Origin of the sequence: uncultured Sphingorhabdus sp. (assembly GCF_937872355.1) — a bacterium.
Taxonomy (GTDB): Bacteria; Pseudomonadota; Alphaproteobacteria; order Sphingomonadales; family Sphingomonadaceae; genus Sphingorhabdus_B.
Genome location: NZ_CALMSV010000154.1, coordinates 1 through 20,620, shown reverse-complemented (window position 1 = coordinate 20,620; position 20,620 = coordinate 1). Strand labels below are relative to the sequence as shown.

19 protein-coding genes are annotated in these 20,620 nt (G+C 57.7%); 6 read left to right on the top strand and 13 right to left on the bottom strand.

The features are described 5' to 3' along the window. Together Q0239_RS09880 and Q0239_RS09875 are read left to right on the top strand one after the other, a co-directional pair. A partial coding sequence (locus Q0239_RS09880) for a hypothetical protein (protein WP_298602002.1) occupies positions 1-219 on the top strand: 219 nt, incomplete at its 5' end. Next, positions 210-722, top strand: coding sequence for a TonB-dependent receptor (locus Q0239_RS09875; protein WP_298601999.1), 513 nt, complete (start codon positions 210-212; stop codon positions 720-722). The genes Q0239_RS09880 and Q0239_RS09875, both read left to right, overlap by 10 nt. On the opposite strand, the gene Q0239_RS09870 is transcribed toward Q0239_RS09875, so the two are convergent. From Q0239_RS09870 to hisG, 7 genes are all read right to left on the bottom strand, one after another. Continuing rightward, positions 719-1,564: a transcriptional regulator gene (locus Q0239_RS09870; RefSeq protein WP_298601996.1), complete on the bottom strand. Its 846-nt coding sequence runs from the start codon at positions 1,562-1,564 to the stop codon at positions 719-721. The genes Q0239_RS09875 and Q0239_RS09870 overlap by 4 nt on opposite strands. Continuing rightward, a complete protein-coding gene (locus Q0239_RS09865) occupies positions 1,561-2,781 on the bottom strand; it encodes a GNAT family N-acetyltransferase (RefSeq protein ID WP_298601993.1) in 1,221 nt (406 codons plus the stop codon). Before Q0239_RS09865 ends, Q0239_RS09870 begins: the two co-directional genes overlap by 4 nt. A gap of 122 nt (positions 2,782-2,903) precedes the next feature. Continuing rightward, positions 2,904-5,000, bottom strand: a complete 2,097-nt coding sequence (locus tag Q0239_RS09860) for a sodium-translocating pyrophosphatase (RefSeq protein ID WP_298601990.1) — start codon at positions 4,998-5,000, stop codon at positions 2,904-2,906. Between the two features lie 134 nt (positions 5,001-5,134). Then, complete coding sequence (gene thiL, locus Q0239_RS09855; protein ID WP_298601987.1) at positions 5,135-6,052, bottom strand: thiamine-phosphate kinase; 918 nt, start codon at positions 6,050-6,052, stop codon at positions 5,135-5,137. Positions 6,053-6,133: 81 nt separating this feature from the next. Further along, a complete protein-coding gene (gene nusB, locus Q0239_RS09850) occupies positions 6,134-6,583 on the bottom strand; it encodes a transcription antitermination factor NusB (RefSeq protein WP_298601984.1) in 450 nt (149 codons plus the stop codon). Continuing rightward, positions 6,580-7,869, bottom strand: a complete 1,290-nt coding sequence (hisD, locus tag Q0239_RS09845) for a histidinol dehydrogenase (protein WP_298601981.1) — start codon at positions 7,867-7,869, stop codon at positions 6,580-6,582. Before hisD ends, nusB begins: the two co-directional genes overlap by 4 nt. After that, positions 7,862-8,512, bottom strand: a complete 651-nt coding sequence (gene hisG, locus Q0239_RS09840) for an ATP phosphoribosyltransferase (protein ID WP_298601978.1) — start codon at positions 8,510-8,512, stop codon at positions 7,862-7,864. Before hisG ends, hisD begins: the two co-directional genes overlap by 8 nt. Positions 8,513-8,560: 48 nt before the next feature. On the opposite strand from hisG, the gene Q0239_RS09835 reads away from it, so the two are divergent. Beyond that, complete coding sequence (locus Q0239_RS09835) at positions 8,561-9,607, top strand: DUF2332 family protein (RefSeq protein ID WP_298601976.1); 1,047 nt, start codon at positions 8,561-8,563, stop codon at positions 9,605-9,607. Here the strand turns inward: Q0239_RS09835 and Q0239_RS09830 are convergent. The 3 genes from Q0239_RS09830 to Q0239_RS09820 form a co-directional block, all read right to left on the bottom strand. Further along, a complete protein-coding gene (locus Q0239_RS09830) occupies positions 9,576-10,499 on the bottom strand; it encodes an alpha/beta hydrolase (protein ID WP_298601974.1) in 924 nt (307 codons plus the stop codon). The two genes, Q0239_RS09835 and Q0239_RS09830, sit on opposite strands and share 32 nt — an antisense overlap. A gap of 72 nt (positions 10,500-10,571) precedes the next feature. Beyond that, positions 10,572-11,453, bottom strand: a complete 882-nt coding sequence (locus Q0239_RS09825; RefSeq protein WP_298601970.1) for a pirin family protein — start codon at positions 11,451-11,453, stop codon at positions 10,572-10,574. 2 nt (positions 11,454-11,455) lie between these two features. After that, positions 11,456-11,731 (bottom strand): BolA family transcriptional regulator, encoded by a 276-nt coding sequence (locus Q0239_RS09820; protein WP_298601967.1) that lies wholly within the window; start codon positions 11,729-11,731, stop codon positions 11,456-11,458. Positions 11,732-11,776: 45 nt separating this feature from the next. Here Q0239_RS09820 and Q0239_RS09815 point away from each other — a divergent pair, with 45 nt between their 5' ends. Next, a complete protein-coding gene (locus Q0239_RS09815; protein WP_298601964.1) occupies positions 11,777-12,382 on the top strand; it encodes a J domain-containing protein in 606 nt (201 codons plus the stop codon). Between the two features lie 24 nt (positions 12,383-12,406). Here Q0239_RS09815 and Q0239_RS09810 read toward each other — a convergent pair whose 3' ends face one another. Next, positions 12,407-12,946: a hypothetical protein gene (locus tag Q0239_RS09810; RefSeq protein ID WP_298601961.1), complete on the bottom strand. Its 540-nt coding sequence runs from the start codon at positions 12,944-12,946 to the stop codon at positions 12,407-12,409. Positions 12,947-13,200: 254 nt separating this feature from the next. Here Q0239_RS09810 and cobS point away from each other — a divergent pair, with 254 nt between their 5' ends. After that, positions 13,201-14,193 (top strand): cobaltochelatase subunit CobS, encoded by a 993-nt coding sequence (gene cobS / locus Q0239_RS09805; protein WP_298601958.1) that lies wholly within the window; start codon positions 13,201-13,203, stop codon positions 14,191-14,193. Between the two features lies 1 nt (position 14,194). After that, on the top strand, positions 14,195-15,985 hold the full coding sequence (locus Q0239_RS09800) for an NAD(P)/FAD-dependent oxidoreductase (RefSeq protein WP_298601955.1): 1,791 nt from the start codon (positions 14,195-14,197) through the stop codon (positions 15,983-15,985). A gap of 33 nt (positions 15,986-16,018) precedes the next feature. Here Q0239_RS09800 and Q0239_RS09795 read toward each other — a convergent pair whose 3' ends face one another. Both Q0239_RS09795 and Q0239_RS09790 read right to left on the bottom strand, forming a co-directional pair. Further along, positions 16,019-19,318, bottom strand: a complete 3,300-nt coding sequence (locus tag Q0239_RS09795) for an amidohydrolase family protein (RefSeq protein ID WP_298601951.1) — start codon at positions 19,316-19,318, stop codon at positions 16,019-16,021. A gap of 72 nt (positions 19,319-19,390) precedes the next feature. Then, a partial coding sequence (locus tag Q0239_RS09790; RefSeq protein ID WP_298601947.1) for an HEXXH motif-containing putative peptide modification protein occupies positions 19,391-20,620 on the bottom strand: 1,230 nt, incomplete at its 5' end.

Below are 20,620 nucleotides of genomic sequence, written 5' to 3'. Positions count from 1 at the left end.
CTTGAGATGCAGGTGCGCGCGATCATGGAGGCGGCGGTCGACTTGCGCCGCCGCAAGTTGAAGGTGGTGCCGGAGATCATGATTCCGCTGTCGATTGACAGGAAGGAGTTGGGGTTATTGACGGATCAGACGCGTCGCGTCGCCGAAAACGTGCTGGAGGCGGCGGGCGTGGTCCCGGCGCAGGTGGCCCCGGTGGCGGTCGCGGCCCGATGGGTATGATGCCTGGCGGCGGCCCACCGAGCCGATGGCAGATCGCACTCTACCACACCTACCGCTTGCAAGACGAAATCCTCATTGCGCCCGGCGTTCCCGTGCTCGACCTGCTCAACGGATCGGCAACCAGCAGTCTGGGCGGATCGCCGCAGCACGAACTGTCGCTCAACGGTGGGGTCTTCCACAAAGGGATGGGGTTACGCTTTGAAGGCACCTATCGCGGGGCGACGCGTGCCGATGGCAGCGGGCTGCCGGGCAGTAGCGACCTTTATTTCAGCGATCAGTTCAGCCTGAACAGCTTTCTGTTCATCAGCCTCGACCAGCGCGGCGACCTGACCAAGAAGATACCCTTCCTGAAAGGCAGCCGCATCGCTTTTCGCGTCCAGAACGTCCTTAACGACTATATCAAGGTGCGCGACAATAATGGCGCAACGCCTTTGAGCTATCAGCGAGGCTTCCTCGATCCGGAAGGTCGCGTGTTCGAACTCAGCTTTCGCAAACGGTTCTAGCCAGAGCCTTTCAGCTTGCGAATGACCCGCCAAGCATAGGCCTTGGCGGTATTCTGTGCGGGGTAGCGTCCGGGTGCGCGCGGACGCATACCGGATTTGCGCAAGATGCTGTTAAAAGCGCGGGCATCGGCCTCGGCATAGCTCCAGTCGCTGCGCCAGGTGATCGAAAGCGAAATAGAGGGATCGGGCCCCACCTTTACATGATGCGGCGCCATCACCGGAACGAATACAGCTTCACCGGGCTGGAGACTCCATTCTGTGGCCCCCTGTGCCAGTTCGTCGCGCCATACCAGGTTGCGATGCCCGCCGGTGTGATAGCCCTCATGCGTTTCATCCGGCGCATAAACGGGGTCGCCCGCCGGGAATTGCGTCATCGTCTTGCTGCCCTTCAACTGCAGCAAGATATTGTGTTCGGGGTCGAAATGGTAAGGCGTTACCGCGTCGGGCGATGAGACGAAAATGAAGCCTTGCGGCATCAACATAGCCCCGGTCTTCGTTTCGATGAAAGGCTTCAATTCGCCCAAGAGATCGAGCAGCAGCGCACGATATTCTGGCACCTGCTCTATGTTTTTAAGCACGGCCCAACTGCGGCACGTGTCCACATTGCGGATAGTGTCGCCAATGGAAAGGCCGTTGGCGATATCCGAATTCGGATCAACGCCAGTGGGCAAATCGCCTTTGTTATATTCGATGGATGAAACCGGCAGCCCCTCACCCAGTTTCGCCAAAGCCTCAAGCGTCAGCAGCGGATGCTCGCGCAGATTGTGCCGCAGGCGGTGCGGGATTTCGGGATAGTTGCGCGAAAATTCCGCGCAGATATCTTCATCAAAAATCTGGGTCATGACGACTTCCCATTGGCTTCTTTTGATTTTCCTGCATTGATCTGACGCAATCGGCCCTTCGCCTTTTCCGCAAACAACAATGCCGCAAACGCTGCCCGGCGTAGCGGGCCGCCTATAGAGACCGAATATCGGCCGATAGCTCGCCGCCCAGACCAAATGCTGTCGATCATCGGATGATCCTGCGCCGCGCAGCTATCACACCATTCAATCCCATCTCGTTCGAGCAGGGCCAGATTGTGAATCTGTAACAATACACCCGGCGAGAAGCGGGAATAGTCTTCATCAAATGCCGTCTTGAATGAGAATGCACCCGGTGGGGTCAGGAAGTTGACCAACATGGCTATAGCCCGGCCGTCCAGACGCAACGCCAGCAATTCCAGTTTCCCTTTGCTTGCTGCCCCATGGAGCGCGCCTCGAAAAAGGCTGCGCGTGCTGTCAGCGCAATCCAATGCGGAGCCATTGGCACCCTTCCAGCCACGCCGTTCGAGTGCCAGAAATTCCTCTATCCAGCCATCCAGTCCCTCGCGACCATCGCTCCGCTGAAACTCTAATTGCCCCAGTTCTGCCAACCGATTCTGCTGCCGTCGCAATTCCTTGCGCTTCTTGCCGCGCATCGTCGCCTCCAGATAGGCCTCGGGCGACAAGCCACGCTCAAGCAGTGCCCGTTCTTCGCGGTGGAACAAGGCGACCTGGCGCCCCGTTGCGTGGCATTCTGCTTCAAGGGCAGAAGCAACCGGCCCATCGACCGCCATTCCAGTCAGGTGACAGAACAGCGCACCATTTGGTTGGCGATCCAATTCGGAAAGCAAAGCCTGCCAGAACAGTTGTTCAAACCCCTTGGCCACCAATGGCGTTCCCAGAAAGGCATTGTGGTTGAGCCAATTCTGCACCGAACGCAGCGGCAAGCCTGCATAGGATGTGGAGAGAAAGCGCGGCATCAGGCCTATCAGGCGGCCGTTGGAGCGCACTATGGCCAGTTCAACCTCGCCCTGACTGTCAAGCGCCGCCAACGCAATCGTCAGATACCAATGTTCGTTAAAGGCATTGGGCTCGCTGCAATCTGCTGCAAGGCCATGCCACTCTGCCACTTGACGCGGAACGGACGCGAATTCCCGAGCGGACACAAAGCTGGCAACGGCGGGCGCGACTGACCGCTCACCGGTTTCCGCTATTTGCGTGCGGTGCATGGGATAAATCTGGACGCCAGATGCTTCCATCGGTTCGGGCTCCTGCTGCTGTGCTGCCTTAGCACCAAGTCCCGAAATAATTGCTAACAGGGCAATGAAAAACCCCGCCGGATCGCTCCGGCGGGGTTAATTTTTACATATGAAGGATCAGATCAGGCAGCGCCGTGTGCGAGCGCTGCGAGCAGCAGCAGCGCGACGATGTTGGTGATCTTGATCATCGGGTTCACGGCGGGGCCAGCGGTATCCTTATAGGGATCGCCAACTGTGTCGCCGGTCACGGCAGCCTTATGGGCTTCCGAACCCTTGCCGCCATGATGGCCGTCTTCGATATATTTCTTGGCATTGTCCCATGCGCCACCACCCGAAGTCATCGAGATGGCAACGAACAGACCGCCCACAATCACACCGAGCAGGAGCGCGCCGAGAGCGGCAAAGCCCTCTGCCTGGCCTGCGACAGCCGTGATGATGAAGTACACCGCAATCGGTGCGAGCACCGGCAACAGCGACGGGATGATCATTTCCTTGATCGCCGCCTTGGTCACGAGATCAACCGTACGCGCATAGTTCGGTTTCGACTTGAAGGTCATGATGCCCGGATCGTTTGCGAACTGGTCGCGCACGTCTTTCACCACTTCGCCAGCCGCACGGCCCACAGCGGTCATGCCCATCGCACCGAAGAGGTACGGCAGCAGCGCGCCGAGCAGCAGCCCGACGATGACATAGGGGTTTTCGAGGCTGAAATTGACCGTCAGGTTCGGGAAGAACTCGCGAAGGTCGGTGGTGTAGGCTGCGAACAATACGAGCGCTGCAAGACCTGCCGAACCAATGGCATAGCCCTTGGTCACAGCCTTGGTGGTGTTGCCAACGGCATCGAGAAGGTCGGTCTTTTCACGGACGCTGTCGTCCAGACCGGCCATTTCGGCAATACCGCCTGCATTGTCGGTCACCGGACCATAAGCGTCGAGCGCCACGACCATTCCAGCCAGTGCGAGCATCGCGGTCGCCGCAAAGGCAATCCCGATCACGCCTGCCAGCTGATAGGCGATGATGATGCCAGCACAGATCACGATGGTCGGCATCGCGGTCGATTCAAGGCTGATAGCCAGACCCTGAATGACGTTGGTGCCGTGGCCAGTTTCCGAAGCCTTGGCGATGGAGCGGACCGGACGATAGTTGGTGCCAGTGTAATATTCGGTGATCCAGATGATCAGGCCGGTGATGATCAGGCCGAGCAGCGAGCAATAGAACAGCGTGCGACCGGTGAAACCGCCCACATCCGTTTCCATGCCGCCCATGGCATAGCTGATCGAGAACCAGATCGCCGGAACCGAGAGCACGGCAGTAACAAGGAAGCCCTTGTACATCGCACCCATGACATTGGTGCCACCGCCCAGACGGACGAAATAGGTGCCGATGATCGAGGTTACGACACAGACGCCGCCGATGAGGAGCGGAAGGCTCATCAGATTCAGCAACAATGCGCTGTCAGTTACGCCCTTAACAAGGAGCGCGATGAGGACCATCGTTGCGCCAACGGTAACGACATAGGTTTCGAACAAGTCAGCGGCCATACCGGCGCAGTCGCCGACATTGTCACCAACGTTATCGGCGATAACCGCCGGGTTGCGTGGATCGTCTTCGGGGATACCAGCTTCGACCTTGCCGACAAGGTCGGCGCCGACGTCAGCGGCCTTGGTGAAGATACCGCCGCCGAGACGCGCGAAGATCGAGATCAGCGAAGCGCCAAAAGCGAGCGCGACAAGCGCGTCGACAACCGCACGGCTGTTCGGAGCCATCATCGCGATATCGGTCAGGTACCAGAAGAACACGGCGATCGCGAGCAGAGCAAGGCCGGCAACGAGCATGCCGGTGATCGCACCCGCGCGGAACGCCATGGTCAGGCCAGCCTGTAGGCCGGTCTGTGCCGCAGCAGCGGTACGGACGTTCGAGCGCACCGAGATGTTCATCCCGATATAGCCTGCCACACCCGAAAGCACGGCACCGATAACGAAGCCGATGGTCGGGATCACGCCGAGGAACGCAGCGACCAGTACGGCAACGACCACACCAACGATGGCGATGGTGCGATACTGACGACCCAGATAGGCTTGCGCACCTTCCTGGATCGCGGCTGCGATTTCCTGCATTTTTTCATTGCCGGCCGAGGCGCCAAGCACCTGGCGGCTGGTGACAAAGCCGTACACTACGGCCAAGACACCGCAAATAATTGCGATTAATGTCAAAGACATGGAGATTCCTTCCCCCTAAATTCCCACTTGTTTTTGCGACCGCGCCCAAGAGGACAAGGGCGCAAGCCGCGTTGCTATGCTGTGGATTAGAGGCTTAGGCAACCCTTAAAAGCCGCAGGAATCGGCCAAATGCGTCAATGATGTTGATAACCGAGCGAGGGCGGCAGCGGTATCGGCGCATTGGCTTCAAACAACGCCAGCCCTGAGCCTTCGACGACGCTGCCTACCGCGGTTGCAGCAACTGGAAGCGCGGCATCTGCCGGAGCTGAAAAAAGCAGTTGATAATCATCGCCCCAGGAAGCAGCCTGCAGACGACTGTCGATGCTGTCGCCCCGCATCGTGCGATAGGCTGCGCTGAGCGGGATCGCGTCGATGTCGATCCGGATTTCAACCTTGCTCGCAGCGGCCATCCGTTCAGCGTCGATCAGCAGTCCGTCGGACACATCCATCATGGCAGCAACGAACGGAGCCAGCGCTTGCCCGTCACTTAACCTTGCCATTGGCCGGTGATAGGCAGCGGACAGTGCGTCGACACCCTCCAGATCCGCCTCCGCCAGCTCGAACCCCGCCAACGCGTCTCCGAGCGTTCCGGTAACGTACAGTACATCCCCTGCCCGCGCACCACTCCGCGCAGGAACAGGGCGATGTGTTGCCGCACCTATCGCAGTCAAACCGACAGCTCGCTTATCGCCCCTGTTTGAAACCGTATCGCCGCCAAGTAACGGAACGGCATAATGCGTCAACACGCGCTCCAGCCCATCGGCGAAGCGCCTGTCCCAGTCGCTGTCGCCAAGCATGAAGCCAAGCAACACGCCTAAGGGGCGCGCACCTTTGGCTGCAAGGTCCGAAAGGTTCGCCGACACCAGTTTCCACGCGACATCGGCAGGATCCGCCTTGGGCAGCCAGTGCACATCCTCTGCCATCATGTCATGGGTGAGGATCAGGGTTTCATTGCCAAGTTCGATAGCAGCGGCATCGTCCATAAGGCCACGTGCCGCCGGGTCACGCGCCATGACGCGCATCATTTCGATGAAGGTGGATTCAGCGGTCATTTGAATACCGTAGTGCTGAGCCTGTCGAAGCACGCCTCGCCGAGAAGCGCCCTTCGACAAGCTCAGGGCTACGGTGAATTTTCAATCCCGCTTCTCCTTCGCCACGGCATCGAGCAAGCCGTTGACGAATTTTGCATCTTTCTTGTCGAAAAAGGCATGCGCGACATCGACATACTCGTCGATCACCGTCGCGGTTGGTACATCAGGGCGCGCGAGCAGCTCATATGTGCCGGCCCGCAGCAATTGGAGCATGGTCTTGTCGAGGCGGCCAATCTTCCATTGTTCCCCAAGCTTGGCTTCGATCAATGCATCAATCTCTTCACGCCGGGCATCAACACCTGCGACCAGATCGTCGAAAAAGTCGATATCGGCCTCCGCATATTGTGCGTCTTCAATTTCGGCACCCAGGCGGTGCGCGTGGAATTCGGACAATAAGCGGGCAACACCAATCGACTCCATATCCATCTGGTACAGCGCCTGCACGGCGGCGAGCCGCGCTGCGGCGCGGGCTTTGGAACGGGGTTTGCTCATAATCTCTTTCTCACGCTTTCGGCATGTGCGGGCAAGCCCTCGGCTTCAGCCAAGGCGAGCGCCGCCGGACCGATTGCCTTCAACGCCCTTTTGTCGAGTGCGATGAAGCTGGTACGCTTCATGAAATCGAGCACGGACAGCCCCGATGAAAAGCGCGCACGGCGCCCAGTCGGCAGCACATGATTAGGACCCGCCACATAGTCGCCTATGGCTTGGGGCGTCTTGCGGCCCAAGAATACTGACCCGGCGTGGCGACCCAGATCGAACAGTTTTTCGGCACGCTTGTCGTCCACCGCCAGTTCGAGATGTTCGGCGGCGAGACGGTTCACCAACGACATTGCCGTTTCAAGTTTGTCGACGACGACGATTGCGCCATTGGTCTGCCAGCTTTCGCTCGCAACCTTTGTGGTAGCAAGTTGCGCCAGTTGCGCATCGACTTCGGCGGCGACCTTATCGGCGAAATCCGCATTGTCCGTGAACAGAATCGACTGGCTTGTGGGATCATGCTCGGCCTGGCTGAGCAGATCTGCGGCAATCCATTCGGGTTTGTTCTTGCCGTCTGCAACGACGACGATTTCGGAAGGGCCTGCGACCATATCGATGCCGACGACGCCGTAGAGCTGGCGCTTGGCCTCTGCCACCCATGCATTACCCGGGCCGGTAATGACATCCACCGGCGCGATCCTGTCTGTGCCGTAGGCGAGCGCCGCAATCGCCTGCGCACCGCCCAGCCGCCAGATTTCATCAACGCCTGCCAAATGCGCCGCTGCCATCACGGTGGGGTTCACCTCGCCCTGCGGAGTCGGTGTGACCATAACCAGACGTTCGACACCCGCCACCTTTGCCGGAATCGCGTTCATCAATACCGAAGAGGGATAAGCCGCGCGTCCGCCGGGAACATAAACGCCTGCCGCATCCACCGCGCTCCAGCGTGCACCGAGGCGAACACCCTCTTTGTCGCGATAGTCGCGATCCTTGGGCAATTGCGCCTTGTGGTAAGCCTTGATCCGTTGCGCCGCGAGTTTCAATGCGTCCTGCAATTCGGGTGCGAGCGACTGGTAGGCCGCCTTGCATTCATCCGCGCTAATCTGCCAGCCGTGCTCGCTGAGGCTGAAACCGTCAAAACGCTCGGTCAGTTCCAGCAGTGCTACATCACCGCGGGCGCGCACATCGCGGATCGTTTGCTCGACGATCGCCGTTACATCCGCTTCGGCTTCGCGCCTGCCATTGACCAGCTTGTCAAATTGCCGGTCAAAATCGGGTTGGTTGGTTGATAGTCTAAGCACGTACCGCCTCACGGAATTTCTCGACGAGATCGGAAACGCGCGCATCGGTCTTGAACGCAGCCCGGTTGGCAACCAACCGCGCCGAGACTTCAGCGATTTTTTCGACCTCTACCAGTCCATTTTCCTTGAGCGTCTTACCCGACGAAACAAGATCGACAATACGGCTGGATAACCCAAGCAGCGGAGCAATTTCCATCGCGCCGTTGAGCTTCACACATTCCGCCTGCACGCCGCGCGCGGCAAAATGCTTGCGGGTCAGATTGGGATATTTTGTGGCAACGCGGACGTGGCTCCAGCTACGCGGATCGTCGGTCGCCGCCAGTTCGGCAGGCTCGGCAACCGAAATCCGGCAATGACCGATATTGAGGTCAACCGGGGCGTAGAGTTCCGAATAATCGAACTCGTCAATCACGTCCGAACCGACAATGCCCACCTGCGCCGCACCATGGGCCACGAAGGTAGCCACGTCGAATGCGCGCACACGGATGATCTGCACACCGGGATCATTGGTGGCGAACATCAGCGCGCGGCTTTCCTTGTCAAAGAAGGCTGCTTCAGGTTTGATACCGGCAGCCTGCATAAGCGGCAAAGCCTCGTCGAGAATCCGTCCCTTGGGGATGGCAAAGATGATTGGCGCAGTCATTGTCGGCGCGCTTTACTTGTGCGATGCAGCAAGGGCAAGGAGTAGTGCATGTCCGACGCCATACGAAATGCCTTTCGCCAGCAAGCATCCGGATGCCGCGCAATGAACTCGCCGCTGACAGCAGAAGTGCTGGAAACAATGGCAGAGATACTCGATCACAACAGCCGCACCGGTGCGCGGATATTGGACTGGCCCGGTGATCCGATGGTAGACGCGCTGAAACTGCGGATTGCGGGCGGATTGCATGCCTTGGCGCGGTCTGGACGAGATGCAGATCTTACAGTATTGTATCGAGCTGGAACTGGTGATGTTGCCACGATTATCCCGCGCGTTCTGAAAGAATGGGATGACTGGCTTTACCCATGGCTCGACAGCCCCCCGCAAACGAACGAAGTCGGACGAAGCGCTGCGCTGATGGCCGGGTTGATGGTCGCAGCACAGCGACTCGAAATGCCGATCGAACTGTTAGAGCTTGGCTCTAGTGCTGGACTTAATCTCAATCTCGACCACTTCTACTATAATCTGGGCGGGCTGGAGGCGGGATCTATTGATGCGGCAGTGCGCATCATACCCAAATGGATGGGCGATGCTCCAGTGGGTCAATGGCCGCTGATCGTCGCACGCAGCGGTGTCGACCAGAATCCGCTCGACGTGCGCGATGAAGCTATCGCCAAGCGACTTCTCGCCTATTGCTGGCCGGACCAGCATGACCGGCTGGCGCGTCTGGAAGCAGCGATCGCAACGGCACGCGCCCATCTTCCGGCGGTAGAAGCAGGCGATGCCGCCGATTGGATCGAAAATAAGTTGGCCGAACCCCACGCCAAGGGCACCGCACGCATCGTGATGCACAGCGTATTCTGGCAGTATCTACCCGTGGACGCGCAAAAACGGATTGAGGCGGCAATATTAAAGGCCGGCAAAACCGCAACCCCGGATTGCCCGCTTGGCTGGCTATCGTTCGAACCCGATCCGTCGACCATTTCACCTATGCAGTTGCGGTTACGGCTGTGGCCGTCAGGTGAGTCACTACACCTGGCCGCCTGCCATCCGCATGGGGCATCGATTAATTGGTATGGGCGAGAAAATTCTGCATAGCCGCAATCACTGCTTCGGGCTTTTCCCATGTCACAAAATGTCCGCAATCAGCGATGCGTTCGATGTGAACATCAGGCACCAATTCGTCGATGCCTTCGATGTTGGAGGGTGAAAGTGCCTTGTCTTCCATCGCCCAGACCAGCAGCGTCGGGATGGTCAGTTTCGGGACGCCCGCAGCGGCCCATTCGGGCACTTCAATAACTTCGCCGATCGCTGGAACCGAGATGATGGACGCGCGGTACCAGTTGAGCATCGCGGTTGCAGCTGCGCGGTCTTCCCAGCCCGCCAGCAATTCCCCATATTCGTAGGCATCCATGGCTTCGGGCTTTTGCCAGCCCCACACTTTTTCGAGTAAAGGCAACAATCCGCCGCCGTCGACGATCGCATCGGCGGCCGGATCGCGAAAAAAGCGGACATATTGCGCCGCCTCCCTTTGGACGGGATCGCTGACCAACAGACGTTGGTAAACCGCAGGGTGCGGCGCATTGGCAATCATCGCACGCGTCACACGTCCAGCCCATTGCGCATTCAACCCGCCGGGTTGGCCGTTCAGCGCAACGCTCCATGCAATGGCACCACCCCAATCGTGGCCGGCAATTGTGAACTCGTCTACATCCAGAGAATCTGCCAAAGCAAAAACATCAGCCGTCAATTTGTCCGCTGTGTAAGCGCTTACATCTATTGGCTTGGAAGACCCGCGATATCCACGCTGATCAGGTGCAATACAATAATAGTTTTCGGACAAGGCAAGTAATTGATGACGCCAGGTGCGATGCGATTCCGGAAAACCATGAAGGAAAATAATCGCTGGATTTGAAGGCTCACCGATTACACAGCAATCCAGCTCAACATCTGTCGAAAGATATACACGCCTTAGAGACGATTTCAGCACAATACTCTCCGCAACCCCGACCTACAAAGAATTGTATTAACGAGAAAAAGCAAATCGTATTGTATAATTTTGTCAAATCTCGCTGCGTGTCAGCGGAATTTCAGGAATAGGTATCCATTCGATTTCGTCGCCAGGTACTTTGGGAAAGTGCCCCGCTTTCCAATCATCCTTCGCCTGATTGATACGATCACGTGACGAACTGACAAAATTCCACCAGACATGGCGCGGCGTCTTGAAAGCTTCCCCGCCGAGCAGCATGACGCGACAGGCTTTAGTCGCGCGCAAAGTCATCGGCACGCCCGGCTGAAGAATATAGAGGCTGTGCGTTTCCAGTGGTTGCCCGTCGAGGCTCGCCTCACCGATTGCAACCAGAATGCCGCGCTCATCCGCCTGCGCATCGATCAGGATCGACGCTCCTGCTTCCAGTGCGATATCTGCATAAATGGTTTCAGCATGCTGCGTAGTCGGCGCGGTCACACCCCACAGACTGCCCATAATCACCCGCGCCGTCACCCCATCACCATCGATCTGGGGCAGATGTTCTGCCGCGACATGTTCGAATGCCGGATCGATTTCTTCCTTACCATCAGGCAGCGCGAGCCAGGTCTGCATGCCTGATATCGGAGATCCGCTAGCACGCTCAGCCTCGGGCGTGCGTTCCGAATGCACGATACCGCGACCTGCCGTCATCAGGTTCAATGCACCGGTCCTTATCGTCGCATAAGTACCCAGACTATCGCGATGATCAATCGCGCCTTCAAAAAGATACGTCACCGTCGCCAGGTTAATATGTGGATGCGGGCGGACATCCATGCCCTGCCCGATATCGAAATGCGCCGGGCCAAACTGGTCAACGAAGATGAATGGGCCAACCATGATCCTCGCCATGCTGGGCAGGGTCCGGCGCACCTTGAACATGCCTAGATCATGTGATGTGGGGGTGACTACAAGCATGGCTATTCCCCAGGCGCCGTCGCCTTGATTGCAAGCGCATGTACGCGTTCGCCCGGCAAATCGCCTAGTGCTTTGTTCACCATCCGCTGGCGCATCACACGGTTTACTCCGACAAAGGCAGCGCTTTCTATTTCTACGGTGAAATGGCTTTCGCCCGAGCCGTCGTCGCCACTATGGCCGCGATGCTTGCCGCTATCGTTAATCACGGCAAGATGGCTTGGGGAGAAGGCCGCGATTAGCAGTGCCTCCATTTCAACTTGGATTTGTCCTTTTGTCATGGCTTCCCTCTTCCCATATCATGCGTCTTTGGCCAAGGGGAAAGCATGTCCGCACCACGCAATCCTGACAGATTCCATGGCCGCATGCGCGGGTCGCAGCGGGTGTGCCAGCACCCTCGCTGTCAGTATCCGGGTGAGTTTCGCGCGCCCAACCCCTACGGCCGCCCGCCGGGACCGAATGGGCCGGGAGATTATCTTTATTTCTGCCTGGATCATGTACGCGAGTTCAACGCAGGCTATGACTGGTTTGACGGCATGTCTGCCGATGAAATCGCAAAGGCGCAGAGCCCGCTGAATGTCTGGCCGAGCGAAACACGGGCCTTCAAGGCGAACGGGGGTGCCGATTCGCCACCGCGCTGGGCAGACTTCAATGATCCGCTGGAGGCGATTTCGACGCGCTTCAAAAAGCGGATGGAAGAGGCGAAATCAGCGACGCAAGCCAATCAGCGGACATTGTCTATAGAGGACCTCGCCGCTTTAAGGACTTTGGGGCTTGATCGGCATGCCGACCGAAAGGCGGTGCGTGCGGCTTACTCGAAACTAGTCCGAAAATACCATCCCGACAGAAACGGTGGTGACAGAAGCTACGAAGTTAAATTGCAGAAAGTACTAGCCGCCTATGCTCTCTTGAAAGTCAATGCTCCGAAGTAAATTGAATCTCCCAACAGGGTAATTTCAACGTTTCTTATCATTTTCCGGTTTTGCTGGTGTATTTGAACCAAGTGCTGGACCGGGCATGGATTGTGCCATTGTTGCAGGATTTATTGCAACGCCGAACAATCGCCACCGGCCACCCACCCATTGATACTGCAACTGAAAACTTATCGCTGTAGGGCGCAAACCGAAAAAACCTCGTACGTCGAGGATGTTATCAGGCGAGACTGCAGGTGCAGCGGAATATGTAGGTGCCAGCAGCAAAGCGTTAGAGAGGTCCAGGCGACTTTCCCGCAATGCAGAAAAAATATTTGATAGCTGCGACGGATTGTTGACCGTCTGGAAACCCGGCGCAGACAGGTCACGTAACACCGAATAGTTTCCGGACTGATTGGCGTGGTCTAACGCAGCGAGGGTCGACCATATCATTTTTGCCAATTCAAGTTCACCGGGCACGGGCATAGCGGCCAAAGGCGGCATCGTAGACTGCTGGGCAACTGCGGATATTTCTGCACATGGCAGTAGCAGCAACACGACCGCCATCTTGAGTGAAACACGCATCTTCACAACCTCCTGAATTACTATCGACTTATGCCTTGCACGCGTACATGTCGCAAGTACGCTCAGTGCGTAGTGCACATCTGGCGGAGGAGTTGGCAAACCCGCGAGCGGTGAAGCAATTGGGCTAGACAAACCAGTTTGAAAAAATGCGCACAGAACTACGCATCGATTTTCTTTGAAAAGGCGTTGCAACTGGACATTGCTGCTTATAGGCACCACGCGATTATAAAACGATTTCAATTTGAGACGGAATAATGACCGACATACCGAACATCCAGCCTGACAGCCGGGCGACCACCATCCTCGATGCACCCGACACCAAGGTGAATGTGCGCGAGATGTTCGGTATCGATATCGACATGGAATGCCCGGCTTTCAGCGAAGCCGACGAACGCGTGCCGGATCTTGATCCCGCCTATGTTTTCGATCCCGACACCACTCTCGCGATCCTCGCCGGTTTTGCTTACAATCGCCGCGTGATGGTTCAGGGCTATCACGGCACGGGTAAGTCGACCCACATTGAACAGGTCGCGGCGCGACTCAAATGGCCATGCATCCGCATCAATCTTGACGCACATATCAGCCGTATCGACCTGATCGGGCGCGACGCCATCGTGCTGCGCGACGGGGTGCAGGTGACCGAGTTCCGTGAAGGTCTGCTGCCTTGGGCGCTGCAGACACCAACCGCCCTTGTTTTTGACGAATATGATGCCGGTCGTCCGGACGTGATGTTCGTGATCCAGCGCGTGCTCGAAACCGAGGGCAAGCTGACACTGCTCGATCAGAATCGTGTTATCCGCCCCAACCCGTGGTTCCGCCTGTTCGCTACGGCCAACACTGTCGGCTTGGGTGACACCAGCGGCCTGTATCACGGCACGCAGCAGATCAATCAGGGCCAGATGGACCGGTGGAACATCGTCGTCGGCCTCAATTATTTGCCTGCGCAGGTGGAGAGCGAGATCGTCCTTGCCAAGGCGGGCGGCGACGCGGCGCAGATTGCCAATATGGTGAAGGTGGCCGAACTGACGCGCCAAGGCTTTATCAACGGCGACATCTCGACCGTCATGAGCCCGCGCACGGTGATCACCTGGGCACAGAATGCCGCGATCTTCAAGGATGTGGGCTTCGCCTTCCGCCTGTCATTCCTCAACAAGTGCGACGATGCAGAGCGGGCGCTGGTGGCTGAATATTATCAGCGGGTTTTCGGCAAGGATTTACCGGAAAGTGTAGCAGCGAAAGCGGGGTAACATGACTCTCGACATAGATACGATTCGTTCGAAATATTCGGAAGAGCGCGACAAGCGGGTCCGCACCGACGGCAACGAGCAATATGTCGAGATTGCGGGCAAGTTCGCGCATTACAAGGAAGACCCCTATATTCCGGTCAAGCCGCGCGCGCCGGTTACCGATCATGTAACTTTCGCCTTCATCGGCGGCGGCTATGCTGGGCTGGTGACGGCTGCCAAGCTGAAAGAAGCCGGCGTTGAAGATGTCCGCATCGTCGAAAAGGGCGGTGACTTTGGTGGCACATGGTATTGGAACCGCTACCCCGGTGCACAATGCGATACGGCGTCGCTCATCTACATGCCCCTGCTTGAAGAAACAGGGCACATGCCATCCGAAAAATATGCACATGCGCCCGAGATACTCTCGCACTGCCAACGCATCGGCAACACATTCGGGCTGTATGACAATGCCCTGCTTCACACCGAAGTTACCGCGCTCGAATGGGATGATGCCAATTCGCGCTGGATAATCCGCACCAACCGCGGCGATGCCTTTACCGCGCAATTTGTTGGTCTAGGCACGGGTCCGCTTCACGTTGCCAAACTACCGGGCATTCCCGGTATCGAGAATTTCAATGGCCATAGCTTCCACACCAGCCGGTGGGATTATGCCTATACCGGGGGCAGCCCCGAAGGCGCGCCAATGACCAAATTGGCCGACAAGCGGGTCGCAATTATCGGGACAGGTGCGACGTCGGTACAGGCTGTTCCCTATCTCTCGCGCGACGCCAAGGAACTGTTCGTATTCCAGCGCACCCCGTCATCGGTCGATGCGCGCAACAACGGGCCGATCGATCCAGACTGGTTCGACAAGATTTCGGAACCGGGCTGGCAATATAAATGGCTTGAAAATTTCGCCGCGCATTTCTCCGGCATCGGCATACCCGAGGTCGATCTGGTCGCCGATGGCTGGACCGACATGTCGCGCCGTATGCGCGCCAAAATGGTAGATTTGCCGCCCGAACAATTGAATCCTGTCGGCATCCTCGCTGCGTATGAAGAAACCGATCATGAAAAAATGGCCGAAATTCGTTCACGCGCGGAGGCGATCGTCAACGACAAGGAAACGGCGGAAAAGCTGAAGGCCTGGTACCGCCAACTTTGCAAACGCCCCTGCTTCCACGACGAATATCTGCAATCCTTCAACAATCCCAACACCCACCTGATCGATACCGACGGCAAGGGTGTGGAACGGATTACCGAAAAGGGTCTGGTCGTTGCCGGCAAGGAATATGAAGTCGACTGCATCGTCTATGCGTCGGGTTTTGAAGTCGGCACCAGTTACCAGCGTCGTTCAGGCTTTGACGCTGTAGGCCGCGATGGATTGAAACTGTCCGACTATTGGGCCGATGGGATGCGCAGCCTGCACGGCATACATGTGCATGGCTTCCCCAACATGTACATCGTCCATCCGGCGCAGGGCGCGAACCTGATTTCGAACGTGCCGCATAATCTGGTCGATTCCGCCAAAACGATCACCGCAATCGTCAGCCATACGCTGCAATCGGGCCACACCACCAATGAGGTTACCAAGCAGGCTGAAGATGACTGGCTGGCGCTGCTTTCCACCGGAATGGGTATGATCATCGGCGGCACTGAGTGCACGCCCGGCTATTACAATAATGAAGGCCATGGCTGGGAGGGCACTCCCGGCGCGCTCAGCATGGGCTATCCGGCCGGTGCAGTCGCCTATTTCAAATATATCGACGAATGGCGCAATAACGGGAAGTTCGAAGGCTTGGCTTTCGCTTGAAGGCCCAAGCCAACGGCTCGGACCTTCAAAATCTCAATCCTCGTCTTGGTGCCCGGCCGCTTCAGCGACTCCTGCCGAACCACTGGCCCCGCCTTGCTGGCCTTCCCACCAATAGGCTGGACGTTTACGGTTTCCGGTAACTTCCTCGTTCAGCGTAGCAGCATCGTAAAGCCTGCCGTTGATCATCACTTTTGCGACGCGCTCCGAATTGCGGATATCCGCGGTCGGATCGGCATCAAGCACGACCAGATCCGCGAGTTTGCCTGCCTCCAGAGAACCGATATCCTTGTCATAGCCAAGCGAACGGGCGGATTCGATGGTCCCTGCACGCAATGCCTCAACCGGCGTCATACCGCCACGTACGAAGGACCAAAGCTCCCAATGCGCAGCGATGCCCGGCTCCTGCCCGTGTGCGCCGATCGACACGGGAACGCCAAGCCGCGCCAGCTTGGCCGCTTCGCGTGCGCTTTCGTCATCGACATAATTATCTTCGGGCGCGATCGTCCGGCGGGCATTGTTCGCCACCAGCACCGTTTCCGGTACGTGCTTTTGCAACAGGGGCTGCTTCCACACTTCGGTATGGGAGCGCCAATAGGGATCAGCGGCTGGACCGCCATAAGTGACAACCAATGTCGGTGTGTACCCAACTTTTGAGCGCGAGAAGAATTGCTGCACATCCTGGTAAAAGGTTTCGACCGGGATATTGTGCTCGACCGTGGTGTTGCCATCGGCAATCAGGGTCATGTCGAGCCCGAACAGCGAGCCGCCTTCGGCAACCGAGCGCATATTCTCATCAATCGCCGCGGCTACAACCTGCTGGCGCTGGTCACGGCGGGGCGGGTTGTATTTTTTTTTTCTGTGCGCCCCCCGTGCCTTCAGAAGGCGGAGATGCGCCAGCGCATCCGCCCTGCTGTCAATCTTCGCATAGACATGCGGGTTCTTTGCACCATAGACGATTTCGCCGGTCGAAAAGCTGCGCGGGCCGATGATTTTGCCTGCGCGGACCATTTCAAGCGCGGGGAAGACCAATGCCGAACGGCTGGAAGGATCGTGCCGTGTGGTCACGCCCATTGCGAGATTTACGGTTTCCGACCAGTTCACCTGCGGTGTCATTTCGTCGACGCCATAGGGGCCGTGGGCATGCGCATCGATCAGGCCCGGGATAATGGTCTTGCCGCTGACGTCAACAGTCGGCGTTCCCGCCGGGATGGTGGTCGAGGCCAGATCGCCGACCATCGCAATCCGGTTACCTTCTACCAGCACCACACCATTTTCGATGATGCCGCCGTCGGCACCAACCATGGTCACGATCCGTGCGCCGACCAGTGCGACACGACCACTTGGCTTTTCCGCATTGATGCGCATCGAGAGCGACACGCCCGTTTTTGGTGGTTCAAACTTTGCCGGCTTGGCATCCTTTGCCAGCGGGGCATTGGCGAAAAGCGCGCCGCGGTCTGCGCTGTACACAACCGGCCCCATCGACCAGTGCAGCTTGGCACCACCATTGGACCAGTGAATCCAGTCCGCCCCATCACCGCTGGCCTTGGTCACCGGCATCGGGCCGCCATTGGGCGACGCCGTCACCGCCTGCGTGCCCGGCATCAAAGGCATGACAAAGGCCTGATAATTCTGGCGGAATGCGAAATGGGTGCCATCGGGCGAGACGCTATAGGCGTTGACCATTTCGCCCTCGGCATGGGTGCGCCGCGCCTCACCATTCAGGTCGGTGCTGACCAGCTTGGCGCCCTTGGCATCGCTCGTGGTGAAAAAGACGCGGTCGTTCGCAGCACCAAAATGCGGCGCTTCGCCGTCGCGCGTAATGCGGGTAGCCGCACCGCCGCTCGCTGCCACCCGATAGATGCCGGGTTCGGTCGAGGCGCGGGGACTGACAAGGTAGCCGCCATTGCCTTTCTCAAAAACTATGGTCTTGCCGTCGGGTGAAAAGCGCGGGCGGGCATAATGGCCTGCTGCCTTGGTCACCGCCTTGCTGGCACCGCCATTTGCGCCAACGACCTGTATGGTTCCCAGCCCAGCGTCGGTCCAGCGAACAAAGGCTACGCTTTTCCCGTCGGCTGACCAGGTGGGATAGGCTTCCATCGCCTCTGCATCGTTGGTCAACCGGCGCGGTTCGCCGCCTGCCATCGATTTGACCCACAATTTGCCCAATGTTTCGAACAGCACCTTGCTGCCATCCGGAGACACGACTGCCCCACGCGGAATTTTGGTTTCGAAGCTGTCAGGTGCGACCTCCACCGGAGGACGCGGCGGATCGATGACACCGCGGCTGTCGCTTATCTGGAAAGGGATGATTTCGCTGGCGCCGCTACCGACATTGAGCTTGCGTAATTTTCCGCCGGCCCAGAACAGCAAAGCCGAACTGTCGGGTGTCCACGCCATATTGGGATATACACCGGTAACCGCCCAAGTTTCCTGCACATCCTGATCGAGGCTGTCATAAACCTTGCGGTCTGTGCCGGTTTCCAAATCGCGCAGATAGAGTTTGGACCGCGTCTTTTCGCGGCGGACATAGGCCAGTTTCTTGCCGTCGGGCGAAGGTGTGGGGCGCACGGCACCGCCCTCCCCGCCTACAACGGTTTCGGTTTCGCCAGTCTCGATGGCATAGCGTTCAATGGCAAACAGCTGGTTGTTGGAATCCTGCGCATATTCGAAGATTGGCCCGGGCGTGGTATTGCGGGTGTAGTAGATATGCTTGCCGTCGGGGGCGAAGATGGGTTCACCCAGCTCCTTTTGGTGCACTTCGCTGGGTTTCTTGACCAGCGGCACGCCAGCACCGCCCGAAATGTGATAAAGCCAGACCTCACCCGTTCCTAGCGAACGCTGCGTGGTGAAATGCTTTTTTGCGGCAATGAACTGTCCGTCGGGGCTCCAGCTCGCTTGGTTGAGCAAGCGGAAATCTTCCTTTGTCAGCTGACGTTTGTCAGTGCCATCTGCATTCATGATCCAGATATTATCGCCACCGCCACGATCGGATGTGAAGGAAATACGTTTGCCGTCGGGCGAAAAACGAGGCTGGGTTTCATAAGCCAAACCCTCGGCGACACGTGTCGGCGTGCCGCCAGCGATGGGCATGGTGTAGATGTCGCCCAGCATATCGAAGGCAACCAACCTGCCATCGGGACTGACATCGACATTCATCCATGTCCCTTCGTCCACCGAAATAGGTATCTCTCGGATCGTTAGCCCAGGAGGCGCGTTCACATCCCACTTCGCATCTTCTTTCTTTTCTTCGGCAAAAGCAGGGGATGCGGACAGGCCGATGAGTGCAGAGATAGCGAGGGCCGAACGCGACACGGACGAAAAGTTATATTTCATGGTATTCTCCCGCCGCGAGGTATCAATGCGGCGGCAGGGCAAGTCAATGATGCTATCGGTAATTTCGACCAATCACATCCTGCGACGCAAAAAGTGAATTTCGTCGAATGCCCATTGCTGAAAATGAACACCATGATTGGTCCAGCGCGCATGCCCATTCAAAATGTCGGTGCCCTGAGCCGCATGCAAAACAATCTCTTGCAACCGACGGTGAGCCTTAACGGATTGCTCCGCATCCAGCAGCCCCGTTTCGAGAAGCCGAAGGAGAGCGTGCGCTATATGAAGATGTACGTAAACACCTTCGAAAATACCGATAATCGGGCGCCTGTCGCTGCGCCAGCCAACGGGAAAGCTTTGGTCGGTCTGTCCGGGTTGAAGCAGTGGAAAGCTGTCTTCGATATAGCGCAACTTTATATGGCTTTGTTCGTGCACAAGACTTTCATAGGTGAGCAGCAGGTCTGACTGTGTTGACCAGCACGCGCCCTGCATTGATGACATCGTAAAACTATTTGCCGACCACCGGCCTACCAATTGGAAAGGGATGATGACCTGCACGGTCTGGTTCCAATCCGACAGTTCTTCCGGCCAGGCAACGCTCAGCCATTCTACAGCGGTGTGAAAAGTTGCTCCGTCATAGGCCGGATAGGCCGGATCACCTGCGGGTGCGTTATCTCCTATTACGGCCGTTTCTCTTTGCGGGGCCGCACTTTGGTCTATTTGCAATCGAAGCGACGGCGCATCACTTCGTACAACAATTTCCGTTCCCGCGATTGGCGATAGTGCATCAACCGTGCAATTATCCAATTGCAAATTAGTCAGTCCGCAGCCCTCAGAGAGAGATGTATCCAAAGCACGAATGCAGAGGGCTGGGTCGGCAACCTCTATGACACCCGACCAATGCCAATAGGGGAACTCGGACAAAGCCTCGGGCTGCGCGAAGTAATTCGGAATCTGGTCGAGCACGCGTGCGATTGCTGTCTCGGCGCTCCCGGAACGTAGCGCCGCAGATAGTCTCCCGACCCAGCCTCTGAGCAACGGGCTCGAAAGCCAGCGCGCACGTGCCTTGCCTTCAAAGCTTGCCAACCGCCTTAGTGCAAGTTCCATTTGGCCGTCTGCTCGCGGAAATAGCCCGGTTGCTTTCAAGCCTCCCAACACCGATGAAACCGATTCAGCAATTGCCTCTCCCGATCGCAATACAAGATTTCGCGTATCGGCGGGGGCGCCCCGGGGGGAATAATGTTTGTCGTTTTTGTCCCCCCCCCGGAGCGAGAGGGCCGTTAAAAAGGTTTCAAAGCCTCCCCC

Excerpts from the sequence above, each read along its gene's own strand:
- Q0239_RS09875 (WP_298601999.1), top strand. The coding sequence starts at position 210 with ATGGGTATGATGCCTGGCGGCGGCCCACCGAGCCGATGGCAGATCGCA.
- Q0239_RS09870 (WP_298601996.1), bottom strand. The coding sequence starts at position 1,564 with ATGACCCAGATTTTTGATGAAGATATCTGCGCGGAATTTTCGCGCAAC.
- Q0239_RS09865 (WP_298601993.1), bottom strand. The coding sequence starts at position 2,781 with ATGGAAGCATCTGGCGTCCAGATTTATCCCATGCACCGCACGCAAATA.
- Q0239_RS09860 (WP_298601990.1), bottom strand. The coding sequence starts at position 5,000 with ATGTCTTTGACATTAATCGCAATTATTTGCGGTGTCTTGGCCGTAGTG.
- thiL (WP_298601987.1), bottom strand. The coding sequence starts at position 6,052 with ATGACCGCTGAATCCACCTTCATCGAAATGATGCGCGTCATGGCGCGT.
- nusB (WP_298601984.1), bottom strand. The coding sequence starts at position 6,583 with ATGAGCAAACCCCGTTCCAAAGCCCGCGCCGCAGCGCGGCTCGCCGCC.
- hisG (WP_298601978.1), bottom strand. The coding sequence starts at position 8,512 with ATGACTGCGCCAATCATCTTTGCCATCCCCAAGGGACGGATTCTCGAC.
- Q0239_RS09835 (WP_298601976.1), top strand. The coding sequence starts at position 8,561 with ATGTCCGACGCCATACGAAATGCCTTTCGCCAGCAAGCATCCGGATGC.
- Q0239_RS09825 (WP_298601970.1), bottom strand. The coding sequence starts at position 11,453 with ATGCTTGTAGTCACCCCCACATCACATGATCTAGGCATGTTCAAGGTG.
- Q0239_RS09820 (WP_298601967.1), bottom strand. The coding sequence starts at position 11,731 with ATGACAAAAGGACAAATCCAAGTTGAAATGGAGGCACTGCTAATCGCG.
- Q0239_RS09815 (WP_298601964.1), top strand. The coding sequence starts at position 11,777 with ATGTCCGCACCACGCAATCCTGACAGATTCCATGGCCGCATGCGCGGG.
- Q0239_RS09810 (WP_298601961.1), bottom strand. The coding sequence starts at position 12,946 with ATGCGTGTTTCACTCAAGATGGCGGTCGTGTTGCTGCTACTGCCATGT.
- cobS (WP_298601958.1), top strand. The coding sequence starts at position 13,201 with ATGACCGACATACCGAACATCCAGCCTGACAGCCGGGCGACCACCATC.
- Q0239_RS09800 (WP_298601955.1), top strand. The coding sequence starts at position 14,195 with ATGACTCTCGACATAGATACGATTCGTTCGAAATATTCGGAAGAGCGC.
- Q0239_RS09795 (WP_298601951.1), bottom strand. The coding sequence starts at position 19,318 with ATGAAATATAACTTTTCGTCCGTGTCGCGTTCGGCCCTCGCTATCTCT.